The sequence below is a fragment of the Paenibacillus sp. Dod16 genome (assembly GCF_049893405.1).
Classification (GTDB): domain Bacteria; phylum Bacillota; class Bacilli; order Paenibacillales; family Paenibacillaceae; genus Paenibacillus_AQ.
This window is the reverse complement of record NZ_JBNDYG010000038.1, coordinates 15482-34323: the sequence shown is the minus strand read 5'-3', so window position 1 is coordinate 34323 and position 18842 is coordinate 15482. Positions and strand designations below refer to the sequence as shown.

At 49.4% G+C, this 18842-nt stretch carries 16 protein-coding genes; all 16 read right to left on the bottom strand.

Annotated features, from left to right (window positions below; genetic code table 11):
- Positions 1-6: 6 nt before the first annotated feature.
- Positions 7-465: an ABC transporter permease gene (locus ACPV3A_RS25505; RefSeq protein ID WP_071218212.1), complete on the bottom strand. Its 459-nt coding sequence runs from the start codon at positions 463-465 to the stop codon at positions 7-9.
- Between the two features lie 75 nt (positions 466-540).
- The gene (locus ACPV3A_RS25500; protein WP_339296203.1) at positions 541-2613 is read right to left on the bottom strand and encodes a hypothetical protein; all 2073 of its coding nucleotides are present in this window, start codon (positions 2611-2613) and stop codon (positions 541-543) included.
- A complete protein-coding gene (locus ACPV3A_RS25495) occupies positions 2603-4513 on the bottom strand; it encodes an ATPase, T2SS/T4P/T4SS family (RefSeq protein WP_426202238.1) in 1911 nt (636 codons plus the stop codon). Before ACPV3A_RS25495 ends, ACPV3A_RS25500 begins: the two co-directional genes overlap by 11 nt.
- Positions 4500-5369 (bottom strand): hypothetical protein, encoded by an 870-nt coding sequence (locus tag ACPV3A_RS25490; RefSeq protein WP_426202001.1) that lies wholly within the window; start codon positions 5367-5369, stop codon positions 4500-4502. The genes ACPV3A_RS25495 and ACPV3A_RS25490 overlap by 14 nt, the downstream gene beginning before the upstream one ends.
- Positions 5366-6073 carry a hypothetical protein gene (locus ACPV3A_RS25485; protein ID WP_194542067.1) on the bottom strand — a complete coding sequence of 236 codons (708 nt, stop codon included), beginning with the start codon at positions 6071-6073 and terminating at the stop codon, positions 5366-5368. The genes ACPV3A_RS25490 and ACPV3A_RS25485 overlap by 4 nt, the downstream gene beginning before the upstream one ends.
- A gap of 55 nt (positions 6074-6128) precedes the next feature.
- Positions 6129-7232 (bottom strand): SAF domain-containing protein, encoded by a 1104-nt coding sequence (locus tag ACPV3A_RS25480; protein ID WP_426201999.1) that lies wholly within the window; start codon positions 7230-7232, stop codon positions 6129-6131.
- Between the two features lie 28 nt (positions 7233-7260).
- The gene (locus tag ACPV3A_RS25475; protein WP_339223227.1) at positions 7261-8727 is read right to left on the bottom strand and encodes a serine/threonine-protein kinase; all 1467 of its coding nucleotides are present in this window, start codon (positions 8725-8727) and stop codon (positions 7261-7263) included.
- 160 nt (positions 8728-8887) lie between these two features.
- On the bottom strand, positions 8888-9964 hold the full coding sequence (locus ACPV3A_RS25470) for an SAM-dependent methyltransferase (protein WP_194542064.1): 1077 nt from the start codon (positions 9962-9964) through the stop codon (positions 8888-8890).
- Positions 9965-9969: 5 nt separating this feature from the next.
- Positions 9970-10743, bottom strand: coding sequence for an ABC transporter ATP-binding protein (locus tag ACPV3A_RS25465; RefSeq protein WP_220685754.1), 774 nt, complete (start codon positions 10741-10743; stop codon positions 9970-9972).
- A complete protein-coding gene (locus ACPV3A_RS25460) occupies positions 10740-11087 on the bottom strand; it encodes a thioredoxin family protein (protein ID WP_194542062.1) in 348 nt (115 codons plus the stop codon). The genes ACPV3A_RS25465 and ACPV3A_RS25460 overlap by 4 nt, the downstream gene beginning before the upstream one ends.
- The gene (locus tag ACPV3A_RS25455) at positions 11084-11422 is read right to left on the bottom strand and encodes a cyclic-phosphate processing receiver domain-containing protein (RefSeq protein ID WP_194542061.1); all 339 of its coding nucleotides are present in this window, start codon (positions 11420-11422) and stop codon (positions 11084-11086) included. The genes ACPV3A_RS25460 and ACPV3A_RS25455 overlap by 4 nt, the downstream gene beginning before the upstream one ends.
- A 17-nt stretch (positions 11423-11439) precedes the next feature.
- Positions 11440-12288: a deoxyribonuclease IV gene (locus ACPV3A_RS25450; RefSeq protein WP_194542060.1), complete on the bottom strand. Its 849-nt coding sequence runs from the start codon at positions 12286-12288 to the stop codon at positions 11440-11442.
- A complete protein-coding gene (mutM, locus tag ACPV3A_RS25445) occupies positions 12278-13096 on the bottom strand; it encodes a DNA-formamidopyrimidine glycosylase (protein ID WP_194545137.1) in 819 nt (272 codons plus the stop codon). Before mutM ends, ACPV3A_RS25450 begins: the two co-directional genes overlap by 11 nt.
- A gap of 53 nt (positions 13097-13149) precedes the next feature.
- The gene (locus tag ACPV3A_RS25440; protein ID WP_426201995.1) at positions 13150-13944 is read right to left on the bottom strand and encodes a TIGR01457 family HAD-type hydrolase; all 795 of its coding nucleotides are present in this window, start codon (positions 13942-13944) and stop codon (positions 13150-13152) included.
- Positions 13945-14314: 370 nt separating this feature from the next.
- On the bottom strand, positions 14315-15244 hold the full coding sequence (rnz, locus tag ACPV3A_RS25435) for a ribonuclease Z (protein ID WP_220685756.1): 930 nt from the start codon (positions 15242-15244) through the stop codon (positions 14315-14317).
- Between the two features lie 86 nt (positions 15245-15330).
- Positions 15331-18771, bottom strand: coding sequence for a methionine synthase (gene metH, locus ACPV3A_RS25430; protein WP_194542057.1), 3441 nt, complete (start codon positions 18769-18771; stop codon positions 15331-15333).
- Positions 18772-18842 lie beyond the last annotated feature (71 nt).

The window sequence follows — 18842 nt, the reverse complement described above, 5'->3', positions numbered from 1 at the left end:
TCATAACTATTGATCGAATTTAATGCCTCTGATTACGTTAGAATCATCCTTAACGATGGTCGCCTTAAATTTGCCGCTTGGATTGACGTACTCTGGGCTTTTCTCATCCATGACGAGTTCGATATTCCCTTGTCTTGAATCCGGATTGAGAATCGAACCGTCCTTCTCCAACACATTGCCGTACCATTGCCCTGCTTTATTTTTCCCTGTTGCTATGAAAACTCCAAATTGATCCTTATCCTTGTATTTACGCAGTGCGTTTGTCACCTGAGAACCGCTGATGGTTGTTCCGTCATACACGGTAAATGCTGCCTGGGACAGCTCTGTCTGAATATCTGAAAAATTGTTTTGAGCGGTTTTGGTTGCCTCCTGCGCCGAAATAAACAAAATAACAACAATGGTAATCAGTGCTATGGTCAGAAATATGCCTGCTGCAACCTTTAAAGCGGATGATGCATTATTCATTGAAATCTCCCTCATTCTTTCAATTATTTTTTGATCCTGTCGATCATGATTCCGGTTGAGCCAATCCACGTATCGTTATAATCGTTGAATTTGCTCATAATACGTTTCCATCTGGGAGAAACTCATGCCGATAAGCGGGATAACAAGATACATAAAGATCAACGCATACATCGGAGTAAAACCGATCATTCGCCCCCATGCGGCCTTCGTATCGATCATCGCTTCGTACTCCTGCTTGCGTCGCTCGAAACTGTATATCATTTCTCCATCGAGGTCATCAAAAACATCCTTGATCGGTACTTTATCTACCGCAAGCAGCAGCTTGTCCACCAGCCGCTGAAATTCAGGAAACCAGACGTCTTCCTTCAGCTCCAGCAATGCCAGCTGGGCGCCATGTTCGTAATGAAGCAAGCTTTTTTGAATGGGAATCTTAAAAATAACAGCAAACCGATTAAGCCATTCCAATATGGCCTCAACCGAGATGCGCTCCATTCCGCGCAGTATGGATATGACCGTTTGAAATTGATAAATTTCATGCCTCATTTCCATATTGCGTACTTTCCGGTGAAAATGCAGCAGCCATAATGGCGCCGCATATGCAGCCACACCTGCCAGAAAGGATAGCAGCAGCTCCCACCATTTCAAATACTCGCTGTCATAGCGCTGCAGTTTAGTCATAATTCGATCGGTTATGATCTCAACTTGTTCCTTGGTCAATGAAGTAGGATCTGTCTCACTAATCATCTGCTTGACCTGATCATCGGTCACTTCCGGCGACATATGCAATTGTTCCATTAGCAGCCGATCGCGCTCAACCGTTTCCTCTGCCTGCCGACGCTCGATCTCATTCATCTGGCCGAACAGGGAATGATTCAAAGAAACGGGGACATACAGCAGATGATGTTTAGCCTGCACATGCAGACCTGTAGCCAGCGATAGCGACAGGAAGAAAGCCAGGCAGAAGAACGTCACCCTTCTGATATAGAGCCATTCGAACTTGATTCTCGCGTTGCTTTCCTTTAATAAGCGTACCTGCCTGTCATATTTCACCGTACCGGGTGTCGGAGCCATTACCTTCACAAGCCAACGCATAACAGCAATCCGGTACATTCTTTCTTCCAGGGTCATCTTCTGAACCTCTGCGCGGTAATCCGTTTCCCGATTTTGCTGGAGCTTCTGAAGCAAGATGTAAGAGATTAGAATGATGATATAAATCGATATCTTGGTCATAAACCCGAGCTTGCTCATATAAAACTCATCCATCGACGGAAAACTGCTCCTGGCCCAGCGTTCAATCGGTTTGGTGAAAAAGACCGGAGCCAACGCAATCACATTCAAGCCCTTCATTAAATAATCCAGCTTGTCTCTGCGCAATATTTCCAATTGGATCTCCTTGGTCAACCCGCTTAGGCCATGCAGATAGATAGAGCCTTGTTTTCTCGCATGATCACCAAACTCCATGACAAGATGTGAAATACCCGCAAACGCTTTAAGATATCGGTTCGGCGCTACCTCATAATACCTCTCCAACTCGTCATCAGGATCGTTGGATACCAAGGCATTATAGATCCGATGAGCATGCATAGAAATTTCATGCCCTGAAGTCTCCGCTCCCTCGTACAAAGCTTCCTCTACCATTCCATGCTGCTGATAGTGATGGCGGACGGAGGAGAACAAATCAACCGATTGGACAAGTATTTTTCGTTCCAGTCGGTTAATGAACATCTCAACAAGCATATTGTTAATAACCGCTGCTGCAAGAATAACAATGACAATAAACCCCAGGTCCGGATGACTCCATATAAGGAGCATGGCGGTTAACCCGATCGTACCGGTAATCGCGAAGGCTAATCTCACGGTTTCAAACCGGAGTGATATTTCGTCATAGGGATGCATGATCGCGATCCGCTGTCTGATCCGTTTAAGATAGGCTTTGATTATAGGAAGCTTCATTCCATACCTATAGGCCAATTGAAACCATTGCCGGTACATCCCGCGCAATGACCTTACCTCGCCCGCATCAACCTCTACGACAGCTACCTCACCATACCCTCGTCTTCTGTTCATCCACGACACGATACCGAATGTGATGGAAAATAGTGCCAAAGATATGATTAAAATCAGAATTAATACATCTTTAGAGGACACTTTGTTCCCCCCAACCCGAAGCCAGAAACACTCTGAATTCTTCGGCATCTTCCGGATGCATATGCTCCGTCATTTCGCGAACACTGCTTTCGGATAACTTGGCGGCAGCGATATAGCTACCGTCCCGGTATTCAATCACATTACGAGATACGAAATAATTTACTTCGTTCAATCTCCGCATATGTTCTGTACTTAACTGAAAATATTCCTCCATACTGTTCTTCCAGCGCTTTTCTGAAGTTCCCTCGAATGGTGGCAGGGATCCCTTCTCAACCGGGATGCACTCTGTAATACGTTCTATGTAGCGGTTACCGTAAGCGTCTCTTCTTAGATGAATGTCAAAGTTGATCACGCTGACCACCTGCTGCTCTGCAATATGCTCTTGCCTGAAAACGCCGCTCTTGAGCAAGGAGTTGCGCAAGGATTGTACAAGGTCTTTGAATGTCTTGGCATGATGGGTAAACACGGTAAACAAACTTGCCACTTGAGACATCTGTATCATCCATGACGCTACCTCGTCACTGGCAACCTCACCAAGAATATTAACGGTACCGTCCGTCTTCTTCTGCAGATCCAGACCGGCCTGCCCACTAATATGCTCGGTTTCCCTGAAGCTGAGAATATTTCTGCGGCTATAGATTTTCCTTAAATGCAACTCAAAGGCCATCTCTTGCACCCGAAGGGTATAGGAGGCATAAATATGACCCACCATCGCCATGAGCAGCGTTGTTTTTCCGGAACCCTGCGCACCGGTGATTGCCGTAATCCGGCTGCCTTTCATTAAATACCTCAACAAACCGATTACCAATTCCGAACCGTTTCCCGTAATTAACTGATCAAGCGAAGCCTTGGGCAGATCAAACTTGCGGACAAAGAACGCCCAGGACTCGGCAAACGGGGGCCGAACCACAACGACCCTGGAGCCATCTTTCATCTCATTCACTTTATAACCGCTGGCTTCTGAAAGCTGCCCGGGATGATTGTATTTGTATATGTTTTGACATACTCTCTTCAGTTCCAGCATCGAACCAAACGATAAAAAAGCTAGATGCAGCGACACCCCTCGATAAAAAATCCAGACACTCTCGCAGCCTGTTGCTGGTGATTCGATATTTGAAAAGCCAAGCCCCAAAAACTCATCCTGGTCGTGAAAGATATACTGTCCGCTGTCACGGTTGACAGAAATGCCACTTACCCCGCCACTGATCCCGTCGATCCGTTGATCCCTGATTTCATCCACGACGGAAAAGCCTTTGTACTGCTGATAAATGCGCTGAACGACGATATCAAGCTTCTCCGGAAACAAGAGCGGTCGCTGCTCTGACTCATAGATATACGCAATATCCTCTGCGGTTACCGCATATACGCTGCCCTCTCCATAACCGGGAATCACGCGAGGCCCTGCAAGATCATACGTCTCAAGAAGTACGGATAAAGCATTCTCTCCGTGCCTCTGCTTATACAGGTATAAGATGATCTCGAATTGATCCTGGGCTGTTAACTCGGTCAGGTTTTCGAATGGAATGGCCGCATGAATGTTGGACTCGTTCAAACCCAGATCTCTGACCAGCAGCTGCTTTAAAAAATCCTTTACATAAGCTTTATCCAGCACATCTCCGGATACGCAGCCCTTGAGGGCACTTCTCAATTCACTTCGCTTGTTCAGCCTTCGGCGATACTCCTCTTCATGCAGCCCTAAATCAGACAACTGGCTGTGCGTCAGCTGATGGAGGCTTTCTTTAACAAACGCAGTCATGGCTTCAAGAGAATAAGGGTCGGACCCCCGCGAAATAGCAGCGGTCGGTTTTCGGGTATCCAAATAACGCAGATATACAAACAGCAGTACAAACAAAATAATGATGATGATCCATATCGTATTAAAGGAATTACCCAAGAGCATGCTGGCCTCCCGCTTTCGAACCGCCGGAAGGAAGACCAAGATGTTCAGCCGCGGCATCCGCCAAGTTACAAACGGCAACATACAGTGAGCTCATCCGTTTCAGGTCAGCGCCTCTCCGACTTCGCTGCATATAAGGCATAACGGAGCGCATATTCCATGCATCCGTCATGCCGGAACAATATGGAACACCAAGCACCGTCGTTTTGATGCCAAAGCGGCGCTTGATATTTTGCAGTGTACAATGGCTCTCCCGGTCATATTTGCCGACGATATATAGGCTTGCCTTGTCCTTCAGTTCAGGGGGTAGCCCCTCCTGTTCAAGCTTATTCTCCAGTACATGCAAATTTTGATTCAAACCAACCACGATGAAGTCGGCAGCTTGAAGTATCGCGCGATCTACCGCTCCCGGAACTCCATTACCTGCATCGGCCACCGTGACGTCGTAACTTCGCTTGGAGAACTCCATAACTCTGGTCATAAGTTCCGCCTGTTTTCTGTCCTCCGCACTGCTTGCGGTCTGTATATCATCGGCGGACATTAGTTTCGGTCCACATAAAAGATCTAGCCGATCAGACAGGAGCGGCAAAGTATAATTGCGTACATTCTCCGGGTTCAGCCTCCCGCTTGTACAAAGTCTTTCCAAGGCATCCATTCCGGTATCTTGAAATGCTGTCATAAAATCAAATGATTCCTGCTTAAAGGAAAAAGCTTGTTCCACTCGCTCCCCTGCATGTCCACCATGGGCGAGCAGCACTTTGACCTGATATTCAAACGCCAATACGATAGGTAAACTCGAGGCCAGCATCGTACTGCCGCTGCCGCTTTTCAAGGGACTCCATACAGCAATCAGACTCATGCATGCCTCCTTCCTGCTTGCCGAAGTGCCCGGCGAATATGCCGCTGCTCCATTTCCGTTAACAGGCGGAGAAGTTCGGTAAGCGATCGTTTATACTGTCTGGATAATGGCTTAATACCCAGTCTTCCTGCATGTTCATTTTTTATTTTCAAGGCGAAGAACAATTCATCCCACGGCATTTTCACGGGAGGACCCAGCCACTGAATCCGGCTGTCTTCCAGATAACCTTCTATATAGGACTCATCCATCAAATCTTCAATGACCTGAACATATACCCGATGGAAAGGAGGGAGCGGATCATCTGTTCGTGCGGCTCTTAGTTCATCAAGCAATGCCGTACTCTTGCGCAGTCCGGTTACCTCGAACCCGCTAACCCAAACATGGGCATCTGCTGTATCCCACTGCATCTTGTCCAGGAATTCCGACTTCTCCACGTCCATGACGATATAGTCGTACTTCTTCTCGTCTGCTTCTTCCAGATAGTCCATGAGTGAAGTATAATTCTCAAATCCGGTTGCCACGTCGAATCCGGCAAACTCCATAACCGGCAACTTCGGGTGCATCACGCCTATGCAATGTTTGTACTTCGCATCCATCGCACCATCCACGAGCAGTACCCTATTGTCTCCATTGGCTAATATTTTGCACATGTAGAGGAGCATGTCGCTCTTATCACAGATACCTGTAAATATCCACGTCTTCACTTTGATTACACTCCTTCAATCGCTCATCTGTTCTTAGGGCTTAGCTTTGTCTTTACTAAGGACTTGAGAATATCAACTCCGCTTCTTCTGATTCCTTATCACTGCCCGCCTCGGCTTCTGGCGGTCCGGATGATCCTAGAATCTGCTCCGCTTCTGAATCCCGCTCTTCACGGAGCGGAGTCTCTGTATGATCCTCGTCGTCAAGACGGATGTCAGCAGTATTCCGTTTTGTATCCGTTGAAGATTGGGAGCTTAAATTGGACGCAGGACTCCAGGAGTCTGGACTTCTTGCCCCACTAGCGAAGATGGAGTTGTGATGCATGTCGGATACCTGTGCCTGCTGATTCGGCTGAAGTTTGCTTAAATCCTCTTCCAGCGTGTTTCGCAGCGTAACCTCGAAGTGCTTCTCGGCTTTCTTCACAATATTCGGGTTGCTTCCGATCAGCTTCGTTACTTCAGCGTTTGGAGGATAATTAGGTATTGCCCTCTCTTGCAGCTCCGGCTCTACATAGGTGAGTGCATAGAGTGTGGCATTATGCAGATAAGCATCCACCAAAGCGCTGGAAAGCAATAAAATCTCCCGTTCGCTTAACGTTGTCCAAAACGCCGGATTTTGAAGCCTGTCGATCTTCTTCTTGGATAAAATGATGTAATCCTGTCCGCTTGGAAACTGGACCCTTACATCGATCACGTCCCCTTGTCTTAAATTACTTGGCAGATATACGGACTTCATCTCCCGATGACGAAGATCGGACGGTGTCGGCTCTTCTTCAAAGAGCATCGAGCGGGTAATCGGTGTTCCCTGCAGCAGCTCGATCTTGGCCCCCTTCCCGGCAATCTCTTCCTTGACCGAGAACAGATTGCCGGAAGAACCGTCATCAGGCAAACGCACTTCCTTAATATCCTTTGCATCGATGAAATGACCAGGCGGAATATCTTTTAACGGGACCCATGCAACCTTCATTGAATTGAGCTGCTGAAGCTGCGTCTCTTCAAGCTCCTTGATTCGCTGCTCGTATTTAGTACGCTCTATACTCTGCTGCTCTTTATAGCCGTGCACATAATACAACATTGCGCCGGCACATACGGCACCTGTTACGGCTGCGCCGGCTAAGCCAGCAAATATCAGTTTGCGGCTGCGCCTCCTGATAATTGGCATTGCTTCATCTCCTTCAGTTCATATGCAGTTAATTCTTTAGAAACCTGAATCTTCGCTTCCTTTCTGCCCGCGGCAGGTAATCCAGAAATAACTGTGCAAATGCCTCCCGGCTGCTGTCAGGCAATTCAAACGGGTCCAATTGCAGGGGCAAGGAATGAACTCTATTCGTTCCTAGCGTTCTTCTCATCTCTTGAATCGTTTCTTCCCCAGCAAGAGGCAGTGCGTAGATCCTGGCCGGCTGAGGATGTCTTGACAGCATCCGGGCCAGCGTTACCACATCATGCTGTCGCCACTCCGCTCCTGATCCGATAACGATAGGGAGATCGGCCCGAAGAAACTCCTCGAGCCGTTCGCTGTCCCGGTATGCTCCCAAATCCAACACCACCGCATCGTAACTGCCCCCGAGCAGCGAAATAACTTCCGTTCTGGCTGTTTGCCGCCAAAAGTGAATCCCGTTGATTTCGAACTTTCGGATAGACCCCAGCTTCCCGCCCTCGGCAATTTCCTGAATCCGGGTAAAGGCGGTAGATTTTGCGCTCATTTCTACGATCGCTACCTTCCCGTACCTTGAAGCCAAGTAATGCCCGAATGCGATACAGCTATGGGTTGTTCCTACACCGGATGATGCCCCCAATACGGCTGTCACAAGCGTCCCGGCTAGCGTGTTGGACTGAGCACTTGATATATTCGCAGTGATCGGCTGATGCCGACTGAGCGCTGAACGAACTTCTGCCGCGGATTGATATCGATGCTCCGGAGCATATTGCAGCAGCTTTCGAATAACGGGTACAAGTTCTCTTGGCAAATCGCCACGGATATGTCGCTCCACGCCCGTTATCCATTCACTGAATTTACCGCCGGTTGAGAGATATAGCAGAAGCGCTCCAAGCCCATACAGGTCCGATCTCGCATCGCTTTGCCTACCTCCGTATTGCTCCGGCGCCGCAAATCCAACCGTGCCCAGCTTGACGGTATCCTCCCCACTCTCTTGTTTATAGCTTCTGGCGATTCCAAAATCGATGAGTCGAACCTCCAGCTGATCGGTCAGCATAATGTTTGATGGCTTTAAATCCCGGAATACAACCTGAGGTTCGTGATTATGGAGATACTCCAGAACATCCAGCAGTTGCTCCGTCAGTTCCATGATGAAGTCCGGATTCACATTCCCTCGATATCCCCGAAAGTACTTCTCCAATGTCATGCCCTGAATATAATCCATAACTAAATAGGTGTAGCCGGTAGCCTGTGCATGAAAAAAATCGACAATGCGCGGCAGACGCGGGTGACTGAGTTTAATCAGAAGTTGTGCCTCGTCCTGAACGGTGCGCTGCATACCGGGTTCAGACAAACTCTCCTTCACTGCCCATTTCTTCCCGGGCAGCTTCAGATCCTCGGCCAGATATACACAACTCATGCCCCCTTCACCGATCACGCGGTCAATCACGTAACGCTCGCCCAACACTTCCCCATGTACTAATCTGCAAGGCTGATTCATTTCAACGCCCTCTCCCCTGACTTACAAACACAACAAAAAAAGGAAAGCACTCCGCCACATCACTGAATCGTGATGAATAGCGGGATGCTTTCCCTATCGTTGTCGTTGGTTAATTTTGGAATCATTATAGAACAAGATACATTGACTTGTAAAGAGTTTTTTAATACTTAATCATATAAAGCGTAATCTCGTCCCGATTGTGGAACAGCTGCTTTGCTCCCTGAATCTGCATTCTGGACTCTTCAAACACCGACATGATCTCTTTCACCAGCGCCATCGGTTTCTTAGTCAGCAGCTTAACCGTAATGACAGCAGTGCCGCCCGTCTGAAGACTGTGCAGCAGCCCGGTTACCATTCTGGCCATTAGTTTAGGACTCCAGCTCATATCACACACCAACAGGTCAAACTCAGAATCTCTAAACGATACGTCCGCTGCATTCTTGTGAATCACGCGGAGGTTTTTGTGACCATCGAGGGATGGGTGCATTTTCGCCGGATCAATGGCCGTAACTTGCAGGCCGCGCTCCAATAAAAAGGAGGTCCATCCGCCAGGCGCTGCTCCGATATCGACAGCCTTGCGGAAGGAATCAAACGGAATTCCGAACTGCTTCTCCGCCTCAAGGAGCTTGAATTTGGCTCTTGAGATTTGTCCCTCTTCCCGCTGAAAGCGGACGGCGCCTCCGTTCCAATCCGACAGGTTGTCCTCCGGCCGTGACACGCCCACATACCAGACACTGTCGGCAGCGAATAGTGAAATGATCCACTCCGGTGCCTGTACCGTGTATTCAAGTTCTAGCGCAGCCAAGCGATGCTGTAATTCATCCCGAAGGGCCGCGGGGTTTTCCTTCCACGAGCTGTTCTCCGTCTTTCGGATCTGGATGGATACACGGCTGCGGCCGATTTCCTCCCGCTTCATGACATGCTCAACGACAGCATGCAGTGCATCGTCAGCGGTATCGGCTGTCACCTCCAGATGTACCGGAAACAAATGCCGCAGAAAAATAGGCGGGGAAGACGTAATCAGCCGCTTCGCCTCATCTTCGGAGCTGCCGACTGTCGCCAAAAACACCTCACCCGGTATCATCATCGTGCTCTTTATACTGCCAAACATCCGGCGCAGCTCTTCTTGGGCGTAAGGAGCAAACCCATGGTTTGCCGTACATACCCACTTGCTGTGAAAATCCCGATGACTTTGATTCTGTTCCTCAAGCTCTTGCATAACATTTAATTCATCCAAACGGATTAACCTCCAGAAATAACTTTGATCCAGGGACGTCCGCCATCCCATTCCAGCTGAGCGTCGATATCATAAGTTTGTTTGATAAGTTCATGGTTTAATACGTCTTCTTTTGTTCCCGCACCCGTTAAGCGGCCGTCTTTCATGAGCGCCACATGAGTAAATAAAGGGACAATCTCCTCGATATGATGCGTGACATACACAACCGTAATTTCGCGCTGCCTCAGCTTGTCAATCTCCTGCAGCATCTTCTCCCGTTCATACAAATCCAGGCCCGCACACGGTTCATCCATAATCAGAATCTTCGGATCGGCCATGAGGGAGCGTGCCAGCATTACCTTTTTACGTTCACCTTGTGACAATATTCCGAGAGGCTGCTCCGCCAGATGGCCGAAATTCATTTCGTTCAACAGGGCATGGGCCTGGTTCCTGGCCTCTTCCGGTATGTCTTGGTAGAAGCGCAGAAAGGCGTAAGCCCCTGTTGCCACAACCTCCCAGACCGGGTCGCTCAGCGTCAATTTCTCCAATAACGACTGGCTAATATAGCCGATCGATTTGCGGACCTCACGAACGTCGCATTGTCCGTAAACATGGCCAAGGACCTCCACACGCCCGCTGGAAGGAAACATATATCCTGTCATCATTTCCAGCAGCGTCGTTTTGCCTGATCCGTTCCTGCCCAAGATGGCCCAGTTCTGTCCCGGCTTCATCTCGATACTAACATCATCCAGAATCTGACGGCTCCCTCTGACGAGCGACAAATGCTGCAGCGAAATCATGGCTTCACGCTCCTCACAAAACTCACGATATCCTGCACGGAACCCATCCGGTACAGCACCTCCGGTGCGGGGAGGGGACTCGACTGAATAGCCAGCAATGCAGGAACACTGCGGATTTGATACCGTTCCACAATGTCCGGAAGAAAGTTCACATCGGCTTCGAGCAGCTGTACATCCGGCACCACATGTTCTACAATGTTGATCATCTTACGCGCAGCGGCACATGTGCCGCATAATGGCGTATGCAAAAATACGATGACTGGGTCCGCATTCGCATCCCTTTTCGTCAGGCGCTCGTGCCATTCAAGCCTCTCCGTCAATTCACGCTGCGTTACCTCTATCATCTTGAACCCTGGGCGACTTCCCGCAGAACGGATTCCGGCATCGGTCCATTGTGAACCCGGACGCTTTCCGGCATATGCTCATAGAGCAGCTCATACATTTTTCTTCTGCCAGATGGGCTTGAGGTATGCAAATATATTTCTCGGGCCTGCAGATTTTCGGCGATCATGGCTGCAACCACGTCTCCGCCGTTCATTTGGCCATGTCCCAATTCAAAGTCAAGGGACAGAACATCCACTTCACATTCACGGAGCATCAGCAAACACTCTTCCCCGCTTCGTGCCAGCGCAAATCCTTTCGGATTGGGGCGCCAGTCGTCTAAATACAGATGAATCATATTACTCTCTCCCTTAATCAGGACCAGGACAGCACCTTGGCGATGTCTTCCCTATGCGTGCCGTCAGCCCCTTTTTCACTTTCCAGGACAAATGCCTTGCCTGCAAGTTCCGGTGCCAGAACCAGACGTTTCAGCGCTTCTGTTCCTATCATACCTTGTCCGATGCGGGCGTGGCGATCTTTTCTTGAGCCGGCCCCATATTTCGAATCGTTCAAATGAACGGCAACGGCAGATTCCCAATAGCCCAGCGATTTGCCCCTGGCAAGGAGCTCATCCGTATTCGAAATATCCCAACCTCCGGCGGCAAACAAATGGCAGGTATCCAGGCAAAAGCCTATTTTCTCCGGATAATCAGCAAGCTGTCTGACCTTCACGCTCTCTTCAAGCGTCATCCCCATAGATCCATGATCCCCCGCCTGATTCTCGATCAGCAGCTTAGCCCTTCCCGTCCAGGAAGACAACACATCATTCATGCAGCGGATAATATTCTGATACCCTTCAAGGATATCCTGGCTCTTGAGATGCCCAAAATGAACCACGATACCCAGCGATCCGCAAGCCTCGGCAATCATGAGATCATTCTTCAGGGAATCTACCGTCAACTGGTAAAACGCTTCGCCCCGGGTTAAGCCAACCGCCATATTCGTCGGATATGGGGTGTGCGCGATCGAAACGAGTCCTTGTTCCTGACAAAACTTGGAGCAGGCGGCGGCATTGCGAACGTCCGGCATCTTTAAGTGAAGACTGCGCGGATTTTTCGGGAAATACTGATAGGCTAGTGAACCGATCCCGGCTGCATGCTGGGCTGCTGCGAGAAATCCGCCCCGTGTGCTGACATGGCTCCCAATTCGGACTTTAGGCTTCATGCTGACAGTTCGGACAAAAGAACACTTTGCGCGAGGTATGCTCCATCTTCACGATCGGCGTACCGCAGCGAACACAAGGCTCTCCTTCGCGATCATACACCTTGCACTCGTCATTGTAAGCCCCTGTCAGGGTATCCCCTTCCTGAAACGGCATTTCCATATATCCGCCGCCATCCGTCGCCTCGCGCATCACTTTAACGGTACTCTCGTATAACTGCTCTAAAGACTGCTCCGATAAATCCTGGATTTTGGACAGCGGGTGAATGCGGGCATCAAAGGCAATCTCATCCGCATAACAGTTGCCGATCCCGGCGACAACCTGCTGATTGACCAGCGTAGTTTTTAAAGCGCCCCGCCGTTTTCCAATCCGTTCGACAAAGCGCGCTTTGGTCATTCGCCGATCCAGAAGTTCAGGACCAAGCTCTTTAAGCGCATTTTCCGTCTCTCTGGCTGTCAGGAAATGCAAGTAACCCAGACGCAGTCCGATAAAGTACAGCACCTGATCGCCAAAGGTGATCTCGACCTGGGTCGACCTTGATGGACGCTCCTCATCTTTATGCCCCAAATACAAAATGCCGCCCAGCATAAGGTGAAGCAGCAGTCTGCCTCCGTTATGCAAATGGAATATGAGGTGCTTGCCTCTACGTTCCACAAAAATGACCTTGCTTCCCTTTAACACGGAAGTAAACTCATCAACGGTCACATTCAGTGATTTTTCACGGTTCACGACGACATTTGTAATCGGCACATTCAAAATGCTCTGCGATAACAATCTTCGGTAATTTTCCATTTCCGGCAGTTCCGGCATCATTCATCTTCCCTTTCGTCAATCACAAAAGTTTACATGTACACTCTCACTCATTATGAACACAGCAGATCTTTCACTTCACTTAAATCCCGGCAGATAAAATCCGGTGTGACACCCGTGGCTTCCATATGGGCCTCCATATTGAGATCGGTCGTGATTCCGGTCATAACGAGCACCGTCTTACAGCCGGCATGCGCGCCAGCCGCGATATCCGTACGTATATTATCTCCGATTACATAAGTGTCCTCCGGAGCCAAACCAAGGCGATCCGAAGCAAATTTCATTAATATCGAGGACGGCTTTCCGATGACCGTCGGTTTCACTCCGGAAGCAGCTTCGATCGCAGCGCCGAGCGATCCTGCACCGGGCATCAAGCCGGTATCCGATGGAAGCTGCAAGTCCGGATTGGTCAATATCGACGCGGCTCCCTCCTGAATCCAGCGAACGGCACGGGTTAACTTCTCGTAATGGAACGAGCGGTCGATTCCTTGAATGACATATTCAGGGGACTGCTCCACGATGTTCAGACCTGCGGACAAGAGCGCTTCACGGAGCCCCTCTTCGCCAAGCATTGCCACTCTGGCACCCGGCGACTCCTCAGCGATATATTTAGCAGCAGCCAGGGAGGAGGTGCATACTTCCTCCGGCAAGGCGGGTATTCCCATCTCCATCAGATGCGTCGCCACTTGCTCCGGTGTTCGTGATGAATTATTCGTTACATACAGAAATGGAATCTGCAATTCCTTCAGCCGCTCGATGAGAAGGTCTGCCCCCTCAATCCGATAACGGCCATGATACAGCGTTCCATCCAGGTCAATCAGCAATCCTTTTGGTTTTGGTTTTTCCATGAATTGATAGCACCTTCTTTATTTCTTTCCTTCACGCCATAAATGATTCATTGATTAAAGTACTAGCGTTCTCGGCATCGCCGTGTCGTTACTCATCGTCATATTTCAAAATAAATATGTATAACCATGGTTCATACTCTGAGCAGATGTTTGCATACGTAGAAACCCCGGTTAGTATTATTGTAAAGAAGGCTACTTCCGGTTGCAAGGTTCGTGGACAGCTCTTCAGTCCGGCGTCTAAATAGTCGAAAGAGATCGAAGACTGTCCAAGGGTTAGTGATTATAAACCGCTTTGTCATTTCCTGCGCTTTCCCGGAAAATAATTCACTCAATCACTCGATATTTCCCTGTAAATAACAGCGGTGTCAGCTCATGATTTGCGCTGAATGGGGTACAGGCCAAAATCCTCTGCCAAGCGTGTATTCGCAAAAATCTCCTGCGCTTCCTTGAGCAGCGGCTGCAAATGCTCTATATCCTTATATCGGGAGCTGAAGTGAGTCAGGAATAACGATCTTGCTTCAGCCCGTTTCGCTGCTTCTGCTGCCTGTTTAGCCGTACTATGATAGTATTCGTGCGCGAGTTCAGACAGATCCTCCATGAAAGTGGCTTCATGAACCAACAAATCGGCGCCTTTGGCCAGGGTCTCCACCCCAGGGCATGGCCTTGTATCCCCGAGAATCGTGACCACTCTCCCTTTTTTCGGTGTCAGGAGCACATCTGAGGCATGAATCCATCGTCCGTCGCCGAGTTCCACGCTTTCCCCTCTTTTCAGCTTGCCATAAAGCGGTCCTGGCTTGAGTCCATAATCCGCCAACCGTTTCAGGTCCAGACTGCCGGGAAGATCCTTCTCCACGATACGGTATCCGTAACTCTCGGCCCTGTGATCCAGCTTTGCTGATTCCACGAGGAAGTGATCGTCCTCAAACAACATGCCTCCGGTATGCTCAATGACCTCCATCGTATAGGGTACGCGCGATTGGCTGATGCTCAGCGTAGTTTCAATGAAGGGCTTTATACCTGGGGGACCGTATATCGTCAGGGGCGAAGTTACCCCTTGAGCACCTCGGCTGGACAGCAAACCTGGCAAACCGAACACATGATCACCATGCATATGGGTAATAAATACCTTCTCAAGCTTGGACAGCTTGAGCGGGGATTTCAATATTTGATGCTGCGTGCCTTCTCCACAATCAAACAGCCACAGACTTCTTCGCTCTTCCAGCAAACGCAGTGCAATCGAGGTCACGTTACGCTGCAGCGTAGGAACCCCCGCATTTGTCCCTAAAAAATAGAGTTCCATCCCTCTTCTCCCCTTTCGGTTGTAAACCGGAGAAATCCCCCGAAACATTCGGAGGATTTCAAACCGGCTGTACCGGTATTCAAATGTTAAGCTTTATCCACGTTAAAATAATGAGCCTCCGGGTGGCTGAAGACCATAGCGGATACCGATGCCTCCGGTTCCATCATGAAACCTTCGGTAAGATGAACGCCGATATCCTCTGGCTGCATCAATTTAAATAACGGTTCCTGATCCTCCAGATCCGGACAGGCCGGATATCCGAAGGATACGCGAATGCCTTGGTATCTCGCACCCAAGCGCTGTTTCATTGTCATGTCTGCCGGATCGGGGTATCCCCAAGTATCCCGCATCATATGGTGAATCCGCTCCGCCAGCCCTTCTGCCGTTTCCAGCGCGACCGATTGAAGTGCATGGGAGCGCAAATAGTCACCCTTGTCCTTCCATTCCCCGGACAATTTTCCGACGCCGTGACCGGCCGTAACGACAAGGAATCCAACGTAATCCATAACCCCGCTGTCTACGGATTTCAGGAAATCCGCCAAGCACAGGTACGGCTCAACCTGCTGTCTCGGAAACGTAAAGGTATGCAATACTTTTGTTGTATCTTTTGGATCGTATATGAGAATGTCATTTCCTCTAGACTGTGCCGGGAAGAAACGGTACATCGCATGCGCCTGTATGATCCCCGATTGAACGGCCTCTTCCAGAATGCCATCAACGGTTTCCTTAAGCGATACCGCCTTGGGATCCTTGGCTTTAAGCAGCTGTTCCACTGAACCTTTCAGACCTAAATGATGTCCTAACAGCATCTGCATGTTGATATATGGCAGAATATGCGAAATCGGATAATTTCGGAGCACATGCCGCTCCATATCCGGTGGTAAATATACAGGAGCATCGGTCGAAATTTTGGAGCGCAGTCCTTCTGACAGCTTCGGCATTACTTTAACCACTTGCGGAGCCGCAGCATCGGCTTCCTGCTCTGCCTTGATCTCTTCCGCGATTCTCGTCCGCTGGACCGGATCGCTGAGCTGGTTGGCCAACGCAAGACCATCCATTGCGTCCTTCGCGTAAAGCACCATGCCGTCATACTCGGGACGAATGCGGGTCTTCGTGAATTTTCGTGTAAGAGCCGCCCCGCCTACCATGATCGGAACGCTAATGCCCGCGTTCTTCAAATCCTGGGCGGTGGATACCATCTGTTGGGCTGACTTCACGAGCAATCCGGACAAGCCGATAGCATCGGGCTGTTCGCGGCGGTATGCCTCGATAATTTGCTCTGGTGGTACTTTTATACCCAAATTAATGATTTGGTAACCATTGTTGGATAAGATGATCTCCACCAGGTTTTTACCGATATCATGCACGTCCCCCTTCACGGTGGCAAGCATGATTTTCCCTTTGACCGACGACTCGTTTTTCTCCATAAAGGATTCGAGATACGCCACGGAGGCTTTCATCACTTCGGCGCTTTGCAGCACCTCCGCGACAATCAGTTCGTTGTTGTTGAACAAACGTCCAACCTCGGTCATCCCGGCCATCAGAGGTCCATTGATGATCTCCAGCGCGCCGTATTTGGTTAATGCTTCATCTAGATCCGGAATGAGGCCTTCCTTGGAACCTTCCACCACATAGGATGCAAGTCGCTCCTCAAGCGTCAGGTTGGATACCTTAACCTTCTTCTCTACCTTCTTATCCCGGAATGCCGCGACAAAAGCCGCCAGCGTCTCATCATTGGTTCTGTAAATCAGGTCCTCGGCTAGACGACGCTCTTCTTCAGGGATCGAGGCATAACGCTCCAGCTTCTCCGTATTCACGATCGCGTAGTCCAATCCGGCCTTCGTACATTCGTACAGATAAACGGAGTTCAAGACTTCACGACCCGCTTCCGGCAATCCAAAGGAAACGTTGCTGATGCCGAGAATGGTATGCACTTTTGGCATGGCTTCTTTAATTATGCGGATGCCTTCAATCGTTTCCTTGGCTGATCCGATATACTGCTCGTCCCCCGTACCTACCGGGAATACAAGTGTGTCGAAAATAATGTCCTCTGGCGAGACCCCATATTTATTCACCAACAGATCATATGAACGCTGGGCCACCTTGAGCTTGTCATCGCGATGGATTGCCTGACCGGTCTCATCAATAGTTCCAACAACAACCGCGGCACCGTATTTATGCACCAACGGGATCACATGCTCAAATTTCTCTTCACCGTCTTCAAGGTTAATGGAGTTAATAATCGCTTTACCTTGCGAATATTGCAGCGCCAAGTCAATTACTGCCGGATCCGTCGTATCGATCATAAGCGGCACTTTAACCTTTTTAACTACGAGCTCCAGGAACTTAATCATATCTTCAGATTCTTCACGATCCGGATCCTGTACGCACACATCAATGACATGTGCGCCATTCTTAACCTGTGCACGGGCGATCTCGGAGGCTTCCTCGTATTTACCTTCTACGATTAAACGCTTAAACTTTCTGGAGCCCAGAACATTCGTTCTCTCCCCTACCATATACGGTCGGTTTTCCTGCTCGATATATACCGGCTCGATACCGGATAATGCCGGCAAATGTCCACCATCCAGCGGTCGTGGGGAGAAGCCATCCATCGTTTGTTTTAATGCGCGAATATGGTCCGGTGTTGTCCCACAGCAACCGCCGGCAATGTTAAGCCAGCCTTTTTCAGCAAAAGCCCCCATCTTTTGAGCCAACGATTCAGGAGATTCATGGTACTGCCCATTCTCGTCCGGGAGACCCGCGTTAGGATAACAGCTGATCGCGCTTCTGGACATTTCGGATAAGGAGCGAATATGGTCACGCATGAATTCCGGGCCCGTTGCACAGTTTAGGCCAATGGATACGGGATTCAGATGTTCTAATGAAATGTAGAAAGCTTCAATATTTTGTCCGGCCAGCGTCGTGCCCATCGGCTCGATCGTTCCGGATATCATGATTGGGAGCGTGACTCCCGTTTTATCAAACGCTTGGCGGATCCCAATGCTCCCGGCTTTCACGTTTAATGTATCCTGCGATGTTTCGAGCAAAAGCGCATCAACCCCGCCTTCAATCAAGGCAACGGCTTGCTCCTCGTAGCTCTCGATCAATTCGGCAAAGGTCACACCTCCGGTAACCGATAGCGTCTTGGTTGTCGGACCCATCGCTCCTACCACATAGCGCGGGCTGTCCGGCGTGGAATATTTTTCAACCGCTGCACGGGCCAAATGAGCCGCTTTCAGGTTGATTTCCCGGGCAAGTTCAGGTATATCGTATTCAGCAAGCACAACCGAGGTTGCGCCAAACGTATTGGTTTCAATCAGGTCGGCACCTGCTTCAAGATATTGTTCATGTATTTTCTGAATGACATCCGGCCGATGAATGACCAGCATTTCATTGCAGCCATCAAGGTCCGGACCGCCAAAATCTTCAGCTGAGAGGTCCTCCTGCTGGATCATTGTGCCCATGGCACCATCAAGAATTAATATTCGTTCTTTAAGTACTTCTTGTAAGCTAGGCTTGTTCAACTCGTAAACCTCCCCCGAAAACGTTAAATCTTAGTGTATCAGAATATTTTTCAATAGAAAAGCCGAAATAT